Genomic DNA, 14,930 nt, shown 5'->3' on the forward strand with positions numbered 1-14,930 from the left:
CGGAAGAGTCTTTAAGTTTAAACTCAGAAAACTAACCGAATGAAACATCTTTTTACGCTGCTCCTTCTTTTTTCATGCGCCATTACTTATGCCCAGAAAACCGGTTCTGTTAGCGGTCGTGTTATTCAATCGAAAGATAATAAACCCATTGATTACGCCTCTATCGCCATAAAGAATCTTGCAGATTCGACTACTATTGGCGCAATGAATACCAGTGAAGATGGGGTGTTCAGTTTTAGAGGACTCAAGCCGGGTTCCTATCGGTTGTATGCCGCCTTTCTCGGATTAAAGAATAGCACTAAAGACTTTGTTATTTCAGCAGAAAAGCCTGAAGTAAATATTGGCGATCTAATTTTAGAAGGTGGGGTGATAGATTTACAGACTGTAGAAATCAAAGCAGATATACCACCAATTGTGGTAAAGCAAGATACCTTAGAATTTAATGCCAATTCTTTTAAGGTAGTAGAGAATGCTGTGGTAGAAGATTTACTTAAGAAGCTCCCTGGGGTAGAGGTTGATAAAGCCGGAACAATAAAGGCGCAAGGGGAAACGATCACCAAGATTAGGGTAGATGGGAAAGAATTTTTTAGTAATGATCCGCTGTTGGCCACAAAAAATCTGCCGGCAGATATGATTGATAAAATTCAGATCATTGATGAACTCTCAGATCAGGCGCAGTTTACAGGCATAGATGATGGTTCCAGAACTAAAATCATCAATATCACCACCAGAAAAGATAAAAAAAATGGCTACTTCGGCAATACAACTGCTGGTTATGGCTCCGATAAAAGATATGATGTTAATGCCAATATTAACCACTTCAATCAGGATAGAAAACTTAGTGTTATTGCTCAGTTTAATAATGTAAATAAACAGAATTTTGGAGGAGGTTTAGGCGGTGGAAACGGAGGAGGCAACGGCGGCAGGGGAGGAATTACCGAAACCAATGCTGCGGGGTTCAACTTTAACGATACGTATGCAGATCAAACAGAGATAAGCTTAAATTACTTTGTTAATAAATCTGATAACTTAATTCTAAGAAATAGTGTTACACAAAATCTACTGGGTGATGTGACCACCATTTTCAATAACGATCAAACTAACAATGCAGACCGTTTAAACCATCGGCTGAATTTTATAGTGGATACGAAACTGGATTCATTGACATCGTTACGGATTCAGCCAAATTTAAGTTACACCAACAATGGAGGCCTAAATAGCAGTATATACACCAGGGATTATAATACCTATACCATTAACGGTACCCAGAATTTAAGTAATAACAATACATCTCCATCCATCAGTAACAATATTCTTTTTCGAAGAAAGTTTATGAAACGGGGAAGGACACTCTCCCTAAATTTAAGCACCAATATTAATAATAATGATGCTGATAATTACAACCGGAATGATGAAGCCCGAGTGGAAGGTGGCGTAACTACACAAAAAATAACCGATCAATTGAATGATCAGGAAAGTGAGTCGATTAATCAAAATACACGGCTAGTGTATACAGAACCACTTGATAAAACTTTAAGCCTGGAATTTAATTATCAAAATGGCTATAATCACAACAAGTCTGATCGGTTTACTTACGATTTTAATCCGGCAACCCTGCAATATGATTTACTCGATACCACTTTTAGTAACGCTTATGAAAACACCATCCTCATTAATACCGCAGGTTTCAGCTTTAATAAAAACGGGAAGAAATACAATTGGAATATAGGAATGGCTGTTCAAAATACAGATAGAACCAATAATAATATTACCCGGGGATTTATCCTGAAGCAAAGTGTTTTCAATTACACCCCATCAGCAATGTTTAGGTATAACTTCAGTAATAGTAAGCGATTTGTAGTCAATTATCGTGGTACGACCAATCAACCAACAATACAACAGTTACAGCCTATCCCGAACAATACCAATACGCAGAATATTCCGGTCGGAAATCCTGATTTAAAGCCCGAATTTAATAATAACCTGCGACTGGCATTCAATACTTTTACGGTTGGTAAGAACAGATCTCTGTTTATTAATGTTAACCTCACGCAAACTTCAAATAAAATTGCCAATAGCAGTAGTTTAATTGCCAACGGGCCAGACCAAGGGAAATTAGCCATTCTTCCCGTAAACGTAAACGGTGTTTATGCAGGTTCTGTAAACTCATCAATCAGTTTACCGTTAATGACCGGAAATAAACTAAATTTTCATATTAATGTTGGTGGCAATTATAACAGGGATGTGAACTTTACCAATTCACTAAAAAATATTACCAATAGCTGGGTGTTGAGTAATGGATATCGTTTGGTTTCCAATCTTGATCGGTTAGATTTAACGGCCGGTATAAATGGATCTGTTAATCGGGCTACCTATTCGATACAACCAAATTCCAATACCCGCTTTTACACTTTTAGTCCAAATATTAGTGTGAGCTATTTGTTCCCCGGCGAGATTCGTTGGGCAATTGATGCAGATTATAATCAGAATACCGGAAGGGGAGAGGCTTTCGATACCCACTTTACTTTAGTGAATTCTTATCTCAGTAAACAGTTTTTCAAAAACCGCGGAACTTTTAAAGCGGCTGTGAATGATTTATTGAACGAAAACCAAGGCATTAGCAGAACAGCAAATAACAATACCATACGGGATGAGCGCTACAATGTGCTGCAACGCTACTTTATGTTCTCATTTACGTATTCTCTAAATAGAATGGGTGGTAAAAACCGGATTAGTGAAAAAGGCGAAGGGCGAAACCGTGGTGGCGAAGGTTTTGGGGGAGGAAGGGCAAGAAATTAATCATGGCTTGGTCATACCTGATTTTCAATATCAGGATGCTAGTCTTCTATTTGGAATAAATCTAAAGAAAGGCTAACTTGCGCGAGATTTAGCACATGAACCCGAAGAGATTGAGATAATATTTTAATCGTGGCGGCTCCATCTGAGCATAAAATATAAATACAGATGAAACTTTCAAATTTAAAAGTTGGCGAAAAAGGAACGATCATTGCATTTACAGACCTTGATCTTTCTGTAAAGTTGATGGAAATGGGTTGTTTGCCAGGAGAAGTTGTTGAGGTTGAGCGTTTTGCTCCGCTTGGCGACCCAATGGCCATTCGTGTTGCTGGTTATCAGCTTTGCTTACGTAAAAGCGAAGCCGATGTCATTATCATCAATAAATAAGCTGGTTTGGATATTAAAGTTGCGTTAGTTGGTAATCCCAATACAGGTAAATCTACTCTATTTAATCGTTTAACAGGGTTAAATCAAAAAATTGGAAATTTCCCGGGAATTACGGTAGATAAGAAAACGGGTTTTATGAAGCTTGCTGATGGCAAGGGTGCGGAAGTGATTGATTTGCCCGGAACGTATAGTCTGTATCCAAAAAGTGCTGATGAGAGTATTGTTTTTCAGGTTTTAGCTGATGCAAAAAACAATAGCTATCCTGACATAATTGTACTGGTGGTTGATGCATCAAACCTAAAACGTAACATGTTGCTTTATTCGCAGGTTGCAGATTTAGGAATCCCGATGGTGCTGGCTTTGAACATGGTCGATCTTTCTGAAAAACAGGGAATAAATATTAATTTAGATAAACTTGCTCAAAAACTAGGCGTGCAGGTTGTTTCTATTTCTGCACGGAATAACATTGGTATTGATAAGCTAAAATACGCGATTACCAATACCACCAAAATTGCCACTCAGTTTCAGGATGTGGACGTGAATATCCTGGCACCAGCAGCGATTAATGCCATTAAATCAAAATTAAATTCTGATAATGATTATTATGCCTTGCAGGTATTGCATCAGCATGAATACCTTAAATTCTTTTCTGAAAAAGAACAGGAAGAAATCGAAGCGATAGAACAATCACATCAGTTTGAATCTTCTAAAACACAGGCTGCAGAGACTATTGTACGTTATAAGTATCTGAGTTCAATTTTGGCTGATGTTGTTACCGATGAAGGAGTTGCTAAAAAATTCACTTTCAGTGATAAACTTGATTCGATATTAACACACAAAATCTGGGGATTTGCTATCTTCATATTAATCTTATTTGTTATCTTCAATGCTATTTTTGCCTGGTCTTCTTACCCAATGGAATGGATAGAAGCAGGCTTTGGTTTTATTACAGAATTTGGTCATCAATATTTACCTGAAGGGATGCTTACCAATTTAATTCTCGACGGTATTATCGCCGGACTGGGTGGAATCTTCGTATTCATTCCTCAAATTGCCATTTTATTTGCTTTTATTTCAATTTTGGAAGATACGGGTTACATGTCAAGAGTAACCTTCATGATGGATAAAATCATGAGCAAAGTTGGCTTGAATGGAAAATCGGTAGTGCCTATGATTGGTGGTTTAGCTTGTGCTGTACCTTCAATCATGGCAGCCAGAAATATCGAAAACTGGAAAGACAGGATGATTACGATAATGGTTACGCCTTTAGTAAGTTGCTCTGCCAGACTTCCGGTTTATATTTTAATCATTTCGCTTATTATTCCTTCGGAAAACATATTTGGAATTTTTAACATGCAGGGGTTGGCTTTAATGGTGATGTACCTGGTGGGAGTCATCGCTGCGGTATTAGTGGCCTGGATCATGAAGTTCATCATTAAAACCAAAGAGCGGGCGTATTTTATCATGGAGTTGCCAATCTACCGTATGCCAAGATGGAAAAATGTGCTTTATACGATGTACGAAAAATCAAAAACTTTTGTTTTTGAAGCAGGTAAGGTGATCATTGCCATTTCTATTATTTTGTGGGTAATGGCAACCTTTGGTCCGGGTAACCGCTTTGATCAGATTGATAAGAAATATGAATCAGCTCTTACAGATACCACAAAAAATACCAATCATGTTAAAACACTTATCGCAACGGAAAAGCTGGAAAATTCCTACGTTGGTATTTTAGGGCATTGGATTGAGCCAGCTATTCGTCCGCTTGGTTACGACTGGAAGATTGGTATTGGTTTAATTACTTCTTTTGCAGCACGTGAGGCTTTTGTAGGTACAATGGCAACGATCTATAGCGTAGATGGCGGAGATGAAGATACCTCTACGATTAGTGCGCGCATGTCTGCTTCCGTAAACAGCCGCACAGGTTTACCTGTTTACACCTTTGCTACAGGCATTTCACTAATGTTGTTTTACGCATTCGCAATGCAGTGCATGAGTACTGTTGCAATTGTATACCGTGAAACAAAAGGCTGGAAATGGCCTGTGATTCAGTTGGCTTACATGACCGCCATGGCTTATTTTGCTGCATTGATTGCCTATCAGGTGCTGAAGTAGGGGTAGCGGGTAGTAAGTATTAAATAACAGGTATTAAGTAGTAAGTATCAGGTATCAAGACAAAAGGCTAAAATAAAACGTGCGGTTTTTGTTCTTGCTAAACTTCACACTCATGATTTATTATGCATTAGAACTTACAATTAAACGATAGTATCAAGTAGTAAGTATCAGATATCAAGACAATAACTAAATAACACGTGCGGTTTTTTTCGTGCTAGAATTCTCACCTGTTATTTTTTATGCTATTTCAACTTATAACTAATCGATAGTATCAAGTAGTAAGTATCAGGTATCAAGACAAAAGGCTAAAATAAAATGTGCGATTTTGTTCGTACTAGAATTCTCACCTGTTTTTTTTATGCTATTTGAACTTATAACCTATAAGTTACAACTCACAATGTTCAACTTATAACTTTCAACCTACAACTTTCAACTTAAAACAATCGCCCAGAGACTCCCGACTAAAGACTCCTGACTAAGCTTACCCCAACTCAATCTGTCTTTTAATACTTTCCTCTAAAGAGATTAAAGTCTCAGTACGTTGAATACCATTAACGGCCTGAATTTCTTCGTTGAGCACATGGCGTAAATGGTTGGTATCTCTGCAAATTATTTTGGCAAACATGCTATATGCACCGGTAGTATAGTGTAGTTCTACTACTTCTTTAATTTTACTAAGTTGGGCAACAGCATCTTTATATTGAATCCCTTTTTCCAGGTAAATGCCTAAAAAAGCGCAAATATCGTAACCAGCTTTCTGCGGATCAATGATCAGGTGTGAACCTTTAATGATCCCCATTTCCTGCAATTTCTTCATTCTAACGTGTATTGTACCGCCAGAAACGATGAGGTCTTTTGCAATTTCGGTATATGGTTTAGTAGCATCCTGCATTAACTGCTTCAATATATCAATATCGAGGTTGTCAATTTCTAAATTGGAATTGTCTTTTTTGAGCATATTTTTAAATTTTGATAAGCGAATTTACAAATATTTATCAATATTATAAAAATAAAATTAAATGTTTAAAATATTTGCAAGGTATTAGATGTTCCGTTACATTTGTATCAAGCAATTAACAAAAAGGAACGTTCTTTAACCAATTGCTAAACATACTGTAGGGTGGTGAAACAGGCAGACACACCTCCTTGTCTCGGTGGCGGAGAATAATGGGAATACCAGCAATGGCTAACCACTCCTTGGAGGTTCGATTCCTTCCCCTACAGCGATTTAGTCCAAAGTCTTTAGTTCATAGTCATAAGTAGACTATCGACTAAAGACTTTGGACTAATGACTAAAATGTTGGGTGGTGAAATTGGCAGACACGCCTCCTTGTCTCGGTGGTGGGGAATAATGGGACAAACGCAGTTTATTGGGTTGACCACAATTAATTTTTTGAACTGTAGCTAACTACCCCTTGAAGGTTCGACTCCTTCCCCAACAGCATTTTTTATGAATAATAAGTTAGTTAATTGAGCAATCCTGGATAGGTTGCTCTTTTTCATTTCATAACCTTCTAAAAAATATCGAAAATATTAAATCAGTTATTACTATATTACCGGTTGATTACACCAAATATCTTGTAGTCCCCTGTAATGAAGAGAGTATCAATTAAAGACATAGCCAAACAACTAAATATTTCGATTACATCTGTCTCCTTTGTAATTAACGGAAGAGCAAAAGAAAAGAACATTAGTGATGCACTGACTAAGAAGGTTTTAGACCTTGTTGCAGAGCTAAATTACCAGCCAAATACACTTGCCACAAGCTTGAGAACGGGAAAAACCCGGATTATTGGCTTTCTGGTTGATGACATATCAGAGCCATTCTTCTCTGGCATTGCGAAGCGTATTGATGAGATTGCTTCTGAATTGGGATATAAAATTTTGTTTAGCAGTACCCGAAACGATACAAAGAAAGCGATAGAGTTGTTGCAAATTTTTAAAGACAGGCACGTAGATGGATATATTATGGCACTGCCGGAAGGTCTGGAAGATGAAGTTAAAAAACTTATTTCTACAGATGCACCAGTTGTGTTGTTCGATCGATATGTGCAGGATGTGCAAGCTGATTATGTAATTATAAATAATAAAGAAAGTACAGCCCTCGCAACAGAGCATTTAATCGCTAACGGATATAAAAATATTGCTTTTATTACAATTGATTCCATTCAGCTGCAAATGTTAGATCGCCTTGCTGGCTATGAAGAAACGATTGCTCAGCATCAATTAAAGCCATTCGTTAAAAAAATAAATTATAGTACATCGGCAACGACAATAAAAGAGATGACTGAATTTTTCCAGGCGAATAACAATCTTGATGCTGTTATCTTTGGAGCAAATTACATCAGCCTGGATGGTTTGAGAACCTTTCGGGCTATGGGCTTGCGCATCCAGAAAGATTTGGCTGTGGTATCGTTTGATGATTTTGAAATCTTAGAGTTTTGTGATCCTCCGGTAACAGCAATCGCTCAGCCTTTAGAAGCTATCGCAGAAAATATTATGAAAACGCTGATGGATAGGCTGAAATCTACCAGTACGGATAAGAAATATAGCGAAGTGGTGGTTCCAACAATTTTCAACATCCGCGAATCGAGCTCAAAAACCAAGAAATAAAAAAAGGGAACAAATTCATCATCTGTTCCCTTTTTCTTTATCGTATAACTGATTAAACAGTCATTACATCTTTTTCCTTTGCCTCTGCATGTTTATCAACTTTGATGATATAGGCATCAGTTAATTTCTGAACTTCACCTTCACCTGTTTTAATTTCATCATCGGAAACGCCTTCGCCTTTAAGCTTTTGAATTTTCGTATTTGCATCCTTACGGATATTACGTACCGTAATTCTTCCACGCTCAGCTTCTTCCTTAACTTTTTTAACCAGGTCTTTTCTGCGTTCTTCTGTTAGGGGAGGTACTACCAAACGGATTACAATACCATCGTTCTGAGGATTGATACCAATATTTGCAACTTGAATAGCTTTTTCAATAGGTACTAAAAGTGATTTTTCCCATGGCTGAATCACGATTGTTCTGGCATCAGGAGTGTTGATACTAGAAACTTGTGATAGTGCTGTAGAAGCACCATAATAATCTACAAAAATACCATCAAGCATTCCTGCCGATGCTTTACCAGCTCTAATTTTAGTTAGTTCAGATTCACAATGATCGATCGCTCTATCCATAGCAGATTCAGCATCCATCAATTGTAATTGTATGAGTTCGTTCATAATGTGTGTATTTCTACAAAAGTAATAAATTTTAAATGCTTATTTAACCAAAGTACCGATCGATTCGCCGTTTGCAATCTTCATAAAGTTTCCATGTTTATTCATGTCAAACACAATAATTGGAACTTGGTTTTCTTCACAAAGGGTGAAAGCAGTCATATCCATCACATTCAAGCCTTTATCGTAAACTTCTCTGAAAGAAATTTCTTCATATTTGGTCGCCAATGGATCTTTTTCTGGATCTGCAGTGTAAATACCATCTACACGGGTTCCTTTCAAAACAACATCAGCTTTAATTTCAATGGCACGTAAAGCGGCGGCAGAATCAGTAGTAAAATATGGATTACCTGTACCTGCTCCAAAAATAACCACGCGGCCTTTTTCTAAGTGACGCACGGCTCTTCTGCGGATGAATGGTTCACAAATCTGTTCCATCTTAATGGCAGTAAGTAAACGGGTTTTAATTCCTACCTTTTCTAATGCATCTTGCAAAGCCATAGAGTTGATTACTGTGGCTAGCATACCCATATAATCGGCTTGCGCCCTGTCCATCCCGCTTTTTTCAGCACTTAAACCTCTAAAAATATTTCCACCACCAATAACGATTGCGATTTCCAAACCTTTATCGTGAACAGCTTTGATATCTTCAGCGTATTGTTTAACGCGTTCATTATCAATGCCATATTGTTTATCGCCCATTAGCGATTCGCCGCTAAGCTTTAGCAGGATGCGTTTGTATTTCATGACCTCAAAAATATTAACATTTTTTTAATACCTGGCTATGCTTTTGATAATTGATGTAAATTTTTAGCAACACAGATTTAATATTTAAAAAGGAGTGTTTATTATATTTTATTTGCTGCCAGATTTGTAGCTAATGTAACGCTGCACCGTGATTGTCAAACCCACAAATTGAGCCGTATTTTAGCAATTGAATTGGTTTTGAAAAAAAAATGGCTGGGTTAAATATTCAACCCAGCCATTTGTAACATTGTAAATTTTATTGATTAAAGCGGTACCTTAATCCAAACTGGATTCTCCAGCGTGCGGTTTCATCCACACTGCTAGAAAAGGTATTAACCAAAGGTGTGTTATTGTCTGCATTTAAGTATGGGAAAGAGAAGGTAGGCTTACCCGTAGCATCAACTCCTTTAAAATTAAGTAGTCCGTTAGCCCTGTTTGCGAACTTTGGAACACCCCAGGTTTTGTTGATCATATTTCCGAAATTGAAAATATCGAAAGTAAGTTGAAGCGAATGTTTCTTACCTTTCAGGCTTGCAAATAAATCCTGAGCCAAGCGGATATCAAGCGTTCCGATTACATTGCCAACCAAACCATTTCTTTGAGCGTATGCTCCTCTTCTTTTATTTAAATAGCTATCCTGACTGATGTAGCTGTTTAGTTGCGACCAAAGTTGATCTGGTGTGCGGAGATCGGCAGTATTTTCAGGTACCAGAACAATGTCCGATTTATTTGCAGGTACAAAAATTAAATCATTGCCACTTAATCCATCATTGTTTAAGTCATTGCCATAAGTATAAGAATATCTGAAACCATCCTGTAACTGATAGAACATTGAAAAAGTTGTTCCTAAGTGGTTAATATATTCCTTTCTGTAAACCACAGATGCAATAAAGCGGTTTTTAACCATATAACTTGAGTACGAAAGCGCATCTGTATTCGGGCTGCCAGAAACCTGACGATCTCTCCACATAGACTGAGCAATAGAACCACCATCATTAACCGACCTTGAATCTGTATAAGTATAACCTGCTGTTGCAAAAAATCCTCCGACAAATTCTTTTGATACTGTTCCGGTGATGGCTAAACTGTGTCCTTTATTGGTATTTGTCATTACGATGGCATCAGAAATATTTGGGTTTGCAGGTGTTGGCGTCGCTGCCCCATAAATTCGGGAGGCCGTATATCTTGGACGGTTATCTGCGCCTTGAAGAAGCGTATATGCAGACGTATTTAAATTCGCATTGCGGAAATAAACAGAATTAATGTCTTTTGAATATAAGGCTTCTAACGTTCCGGTGAAGCCTGCAGGTAATTTCTGATCAATGGCTAAATTGGACCTCCAAACCTGCATAAATTTAAAATTTTGCTCTGCCACTGCAAGGTTATAAGCGGTGTTATTTGCTGCTGTAGATTTATTAACGTTTCTGTAAGCATCAACATTAGGTGTAAAAGGTCGGTTTGTAGGGTTAGCGATAGATTCCGAACCAAACTGAACGCCGTTGTTACTGGCCTGGTTGGAGATCCATACCAAAGGAGGGCGACCGGTAAATAACCCTGTACCACCTCGAAGCTGAGTTTTCCCTGTATTGTTTACATTCCAGTTAAAGCCTAATCTTGGCGACCATAATATGGAGTTCTTCGGAAATCTGCCAACATCAATTTTCTCTCCGTTTTCAAAAGTGAGCTTTTCTACATTGGGGTTGCTAATTAGTGATGAAGAGGAAACATTTGTTAAATCTGCACGTAAACCTGCCGTTAATTTCAACTCATCGCTAACAGTGAATGCATCCTGCGCGTACAAGCCATACATGTTCGATTGAATTTCTGCATAAGGGAAAGAACCATCAGCAAGAACAGAATATTGAACCTGGTATCTGGTTGCATTTGAGACACCATTATTCGCACTGTTATAAAAATCATCTAAACTTTTGAAAGTATAAGTTCCATAGTAGTTTGGCGCAAAACCATTGCTGGTTCTGTAACCTTCATAATTTGCACCAAGGGTAATTTCATGTCTGCCAGCATAAATATTAAAGTTATCAGTAATCTGGTAAACCTTAGTCTTTAAGCTGTTAAATGCGGTGAAGGGTTCATAACCAAATGCAGTGTACGAACTTCCATCAGGATTCATGATATCAACAAGAGGAAAAGGTTTATTCCCTTTAGATTCCCTGAAATCATTCATGTTGTTGTAACCCACCGTTAATTGGTTAGAGAATTTATTATTGAACCGTGTTCTGAACTCCAGGTTCACGTTATCCATGTTGTTGTTAATTCCATATCCTGCAGATTGGAATGGAAGTCCAAGTTGCGATGGCTGACGGTTGTTTTTTGGCGCACCGCTATTACTTGGTAAAATATCCTTATAAGATCTGAAGTAAAAATATTTTAAACTCAGGGTGTTTTTATCATCAATGTTATAATCCAATTTAGCAGATAATTTATCACTTCTGGTTTTTAGTGCATAGCTTTCATATCCGCCAGCATCATATCCCAATGTTTGCAGGAAAGCACTTAATTTATCAAGATCTTCTCCTTTGGCCTGTGAGATGTTCGGGCCAGTGCTTCCACCTCTTGATGCTGTAAATCCAGTACCCGGATCTGATCTTCTTTCCAGTTCACCGCTGGCAAAGAAAAATAGTTTGTTTTTAATAATCGGCCCGCCAAAAGTAAAGCCATAACCTTTCAGGTTGAAATTGGTTACCGGTACTTTAAGGTTGGCATAATTATAATCACTTACCAGATCCTGATTTCTGTAATAAGTATTTAAAGATCCCTGAAATTCATTGGTACCACTTCTGGTTACAGCATTTATCGCCGCACCCGTAAAACCACTTTGGCGAATATCATAAGGTGCAATGTTTACCGTAATTTCTTCAAAGGCATCCATGTTAATGGGCTGAGAACTGGTTTGACTGCCTATAGTACCCTGCAAGCCAAAGGCATTATTAAACAACGCCCCATCTACGGTAAAATTGTTGGCCAGGTTGCTTCTTCCGGCAATACTCGGGCTTCCGAATTGTAGAGAAAACTGTGGTGTAAGTTTAACAAAATCGGTAAAGCTTCTATTTAACGTTGGCAAATTTTGAATAGCCGTTCTGGAGATATTTTGCGATGCGCCTGTTCGTCCTGAATTGAAGATTTTACTTTGTTTGCCAGAAACCATCACTTCTGATAAGTTATTGGCATCTTCATTTAAGGTAATATCTAAAGTAGAACTCTGTCCGAGCGCTAGTTTCTCCACACGCTGTATCTGATTTTTAAAGCCGATAAAAGAAACGGTAATCGTGTACGGTCCACCAATACGCATGGCTGGTAGATTATAGCGGCCATCAGATCGGGTAGAAGTGGCATACCTGGAACCTGAAGGTTCGTGTATTGCGATAACGGTAGCGCCACTAATTGGCCCTTTGGCATCGGTAACAATTCCATTAATGGAGGCTGTTGTTTCGTTTTGGGCTAGCGCATCTATTTTTATAAATATTATAAATATAAATGCCGTAAGTAAAAGTAAGGTTTTCTTCATGAATTTTTTTTCACAAAAGTACACTCACTTTTCTGTATCCAATATGTTACTTATGTTAATTTATTGTTAATAGCTTTCCTTGGTTGGGGAATATCAACTTAAATCCAGGCGCATTAAGTACCCGTAACTGTTGTTTTATTGTAAGCATATTTTTTACCGGAGGTTTCCTATGCGTAACAATAAAAGATACTTTTTTCAGGGCTTCTGGAGTTGTTATATTTTGCAGCTTTGCAAGCTCACTAAAGAAAAGCTGGGGCGTAAGGTGGCCAAATAATTGGTTTACAGGTTGTTCATTTGGGAATGACACTTCCATAAATATTGCCTTCAGGTTGCCAGTATTGATAAGAGGAGCCACCTCTTGCCATAATTCTGAGAGCTTATCAGATTTTTCTATTTCATCTGCACCAGTATCACCCAGATATAAAACGTAGTTATCTTTTGCCTGAATTAAAAATGCGGTACTTTTATAAGGCTTACCATGGCTGAGTTCAAAAGCACGAACTCTCATTTCAGTTTCAGCAAGTGGGTAGCTGAATTCTTCCTCTAAAGTAGTATAAGTATATTTTTTAAGTTGAGGTTTTTCGCCTTCGTTTCCAAAATTTGCCCAGGCATCCCAGGTGAAGTATTTGTCACGAAGGATGTTTAGTACAGAAGATAATCCGTAAATGTTTTTTGAAGTGTCTGCAGGAGAATTGATAATTAAACCCGCAACATGATCTAAATGTGCATGTGATATTAAATAGCCTTTTATTTGCCTGCGCTGAATTTCTTCACTAACACCTTTTAATGCTTTCTGATCTATGGCCTTTTGAATGCCAGCATTGATGGTTCCTGCATCCAGGCAAATGAAACTGTTACTGCCTTTCGGAGCCAGCAGGTATGACGATAAATTGCTTTCATCATCACCGCCCTTTACACCAAGTGGAATAATCTTGAAGGCGTAATCTCTTTGTTGCGACCTAGCATTGATGAAATATGTGGATGAAATCATCAAAATCAGGCAAATCTTTTTTAACATCTTTATTCGTTTGAAATGATTTTCTATAATAAATTACCTTTATAAATTACTTTTTTCAGGTTCAAATCTTCATCCAATACCAATAGATTTGCAGATTGATCAGTATCAATTTTTCCAGTTAGTTTTTCAATACCAATTAATTTGGCAGGATATTCTGTTGCCATTTTAATGGCTTGTGATAATTCGATATCGCAATAATTCACACAGTTTTTTACCGCTTCCAGCATGGTTAAAGACGAGCCTGATAATGTTCCATCTGGCATCACGAATTTGTTATCTTTTTCTATATGCTGATAAGGGCCGGTTGAACAAGGTGTTACGGCATCGGTTATCAAGAACAACCTTTCACCTCCCAACTTATACGCCAGCTTAACTGCTTCAAAATCTACATGTTTGCCATCTACAATGATGCTTGCCATTGCCTTATGGTGATTAAAGAATGCTGTAGGGATGCCGGGTGCTCTATGATGAATTGGAGTCATAGCATTAAAAAGATGCGTTGTCGTTTGGACTCCTCTATCATATGCACTGGTTGCTTCCTCAAAAGTAGCGTCGCTATGCCCCAAAGATACCACAACGTTATGATCCAGAAGGTATTGGATTACCTCATCATCATGTAGTTCTGTTGCAATCGTCATCATTTTAATCACGCCGTCTCCAAAATCCAGAAGCGCTTTTATTTCATCTAAGGTAGCTTTTTTTACGAAGGCAGGTACATGAGCACCTAAACGTTTTGGATTTAAAAAAGGTCCTTCCAAATGCAAACCCAATAAGTTTCTGGCAGTTGAACGATATTCTTTTGCGGCCGTAATGCAGGCTTTAAAAACTTCTGGAGAGTTGGTAGCCATACATGCCAGGAATCCAGCTGTACCTTTTTTAAGTAAATCATCTTCCATAATCATCAACGATTCTACTGTAGGTTCTGCTGAGAATAATTTTCCTCCTGCACCATATATTTGTAAGTCGATAAATCCTGGAAAAATGAATTCTTCCGGAGCATCTGAATTTGATTTTTCTATCGTGTTTATTTTGCCGTTGCTAATGGTAATGCTTTTTCTTTCTTGTAAACCATCGTTCGCATAAAATTTAGCATCAGGAATATTGATCATAAGATT

The 14,930-nt window shown here is 37.8% G+C and carries 10 protein-coding genes and 1 tRNA gene; 5 read left to right on the top strand and 6 right to left on the bottom strand.

The window, feature by feature from the left end; genetic code table 11:
- The first annotated feature begins 39 nt into the window (after positions 1 to 39).
- From ACN1CD_RS19660 to feoB, 3 genes are all read left to right on the top strand, one after another.
- Positions 40 to 2,799 (top strand): outer membrane beta-barrel protein, encoded by a 2,760-nt coding sequence (locus ACN1CD_RS19660; RefSeq protein WP_419132121.1) that lies wholly within the window; start codon positions 40 to 42, stop codon positions 2,797 to 2,799.
- Positions 2,800 to 2,964: 165 nt separating this feature from the next.
- Entirely contained in the window at positions 2,965 to 3,183 is a 219-nt protein-coding gene (locus tag ACN1CD_RS19665) for a FeoA family protein (RefSeq protein ID WP_419132122.1), read from the top strand.
- A 6-nt stretch (positions 3,184 to 3,189) separates the two neighbouring features.
- Positions 3,190 to 5,298: a ferrous iron transport protein B gene (gene feoB, locus ACN1CD_RS19670; protein WP_419132123.1), complete on the top strand. Its 2,109-nt coding sequence runs from the start codon at positions 3,190 to 3,192 to the stop codon at positions 5,296 to 5,298.
- A 481-nt stretch (positions 5,299 to 5,779) separates the two neighbouring features.
- Here the strand turns inward: feoB and ACN1CD_RS19675 are convergent, their stop codons facing one another.
- Positions 5,780 to 6,256 (bottom strand): Lrp/AsnC ligand binding domain-containing protein, encoded by a 477-nt coding sequence (locus ACN1CD_RS19675; RefSeq protein WP_025145395.1) that lies wholly within the window; start codon positions 6,254 to 6,256, stop codon positions 5,780 to 5,782.
- Positions 6,257 to 6,596: 340 nt separating this feature from the next.
- On the opposite strand from ACN1CD_RS19675, the gene ACN1CD_RS19680 reads away from it, so the two are divergent.
- A tRNA-Asp gene (locus ACN1CD_RS19680) sits at positions 6,597 to 6,740 on the top strand.
- A gap of 151 nt (positions 6,741 to 6,891) precedes the next feature.
- Complete coding sequence (locus tag ACN1CD_RS19685; RefSeq protein WP_419132124.1) at positions 6,892 to 7,911, top strand: LacI family DNA-binding transcriptional regulator; 1,020 nt, start codon at positions 6,892 to 6,894, stop codon at positions 7,909 to 7,911.
- 52 nt (positions 7,912 to 7,963) lie between these two features.
- Here the strand turns inward: ACN1CD_RS19685 and frr are convergent, their stop codons facing one another.
- The 5 genes from frr to nagA all read right to left on the bottom strand — a co-directional run bounded on the left by frr (position 7,964) and on the right by nagA (position 14,924).
- The gene (frr, locus tag ACN1CD_RS19690) at positions 7,964 to 8,527 is read right to left on the bottom strand and encodes a ribosome recycling factor (protein ID WP_419132125.1); all 564 of its coding nucleotides are present in this window, start codon (positions 8,525 to 8,527) and stop codon (positions 7,964 to 7,966) included.
- 39 nt (positions 8,528 to 8,566) lie between these two features.
- A complete protein-coding gene (gene pyrH, locus ACN1CD_RS19695; protein WP_320464592.1) occupies positions 8,567 to 9,271 on the bottom strand; it encodes a UMP kinase in 705 nt (234 codons plus the stop codon).
- Between the two features lie 256 nt (positions 9,272 to 9,527).
- Positions 9,528 to 12,797 (bottom strand): TonB-dependent receptor, encoded by a 3,270-nt coding sequence (locus ACN1CD_RS19700; RefSeq protein ID WP_419132126.1) that lies wholly within the window; start codon positions 12,795 to 12,797, stop codon positions 9,528 to 9,530.
- Positions 12,798 to 12,852: 55 nt separating this feature from the next.
- Positions 12,853 to 13,815 carry an MBL fold metallo-hydrolase gene (locus tag ACN1CD_RS19705; protein WP_419132127.1) on the bottom strand — a complete coding sequence of 321 codons (963 nt, stop codon included), beginning with the start codon at positions 13,813 to 13,815 and terminating at the stop codon, positions 12,853 to 12,855.
- Between the two features lie 23 nt (positions 13,816 to 13,838).
- The gene (nagA, locus tag ACN1CD_RS19710; RefSeq protein WP_419132128.1) at positions 13,839 to 14,924 is read right to left on the bottom strand and encodes an N-acetylglucosamine-6-phosphate deacetylase; all 1,086 of its coding nucleotides are present in this window, start codon (positions 14,922 to 14,924) and stop codon (positions 13,839 to 13,841) included.
- Positions 14,925 to 14,930 lie beyond the last annotated feature (6 nt).

The organism is Pedobacter sp. N23S346, from assembly GCF_048515415.1.
Classification (GTDB): Bacteria; Bacteroidota; Bacteroidia; order Sphingobacteriales; family Sphingobacteriaceae; genus Pedobacter.

Coding starts and splice junctions, on each gene's coding strand:
- ACN1CD_RS19675 (WP_025145395.1), bottom strand. CDS start 6,256: ATGCTCAAAAAAGACAATTCCAATTTAGAAATTGACAACCTCGATATT.
- ACN1CD_RS19685 (WP_419132124.1), top strand. CDS start 6,892: ATGAAGAGAGTATCAATTAAAGACATAGCCAAACAACTAAATATTTCG.
- ACN1CD_RS19705 (WP_419132127.1), bottom strand. CDS start 13,815: ATGTTAAAAAAGATTTGCCTGATTTTGATGATTTCATCCACATATTTC.
- ACN1CD_RS19660 (WP_419132121.1), top strand. CDS start 40: ATGAAACATCTTTTTACGCTGCTCCTTCTTTTTTCATGCGCCATTACT.
- nagA (WP_419132128.1), bottom strand. CDS start 14,924: ATGATCAATATTCCTGATGCTAAATTTTATGCGAACGATGGTTTACAA.
- pyrH (WP_320464592.1), bottom strand. CDS start 9,271: ATGAAATACAAACGCATCCTGCTAAAGCTTAGCGGCGAATCGCTAATG.
- ACN1CD_RS19665 (WP_419132122.1), top strand. CDS start 2,965: ATGAAACTTTCAAATTTAAAAGTTGGCGAAAAAGGAACGATCATTGCA.
- frr (WP_419132125.1), bottom strand. CDS start 8,527: ATGAACGAACTCATACAATTACAATTGATGGATGCTGAATCTGCTATG.
- ACN1CD_RS19700 (WP_419132126.1), bottom strand. CDS start 12,797: ATGAAGAAAACCTTACTTTTACTTACGGCATTTATATTTATAATATTT.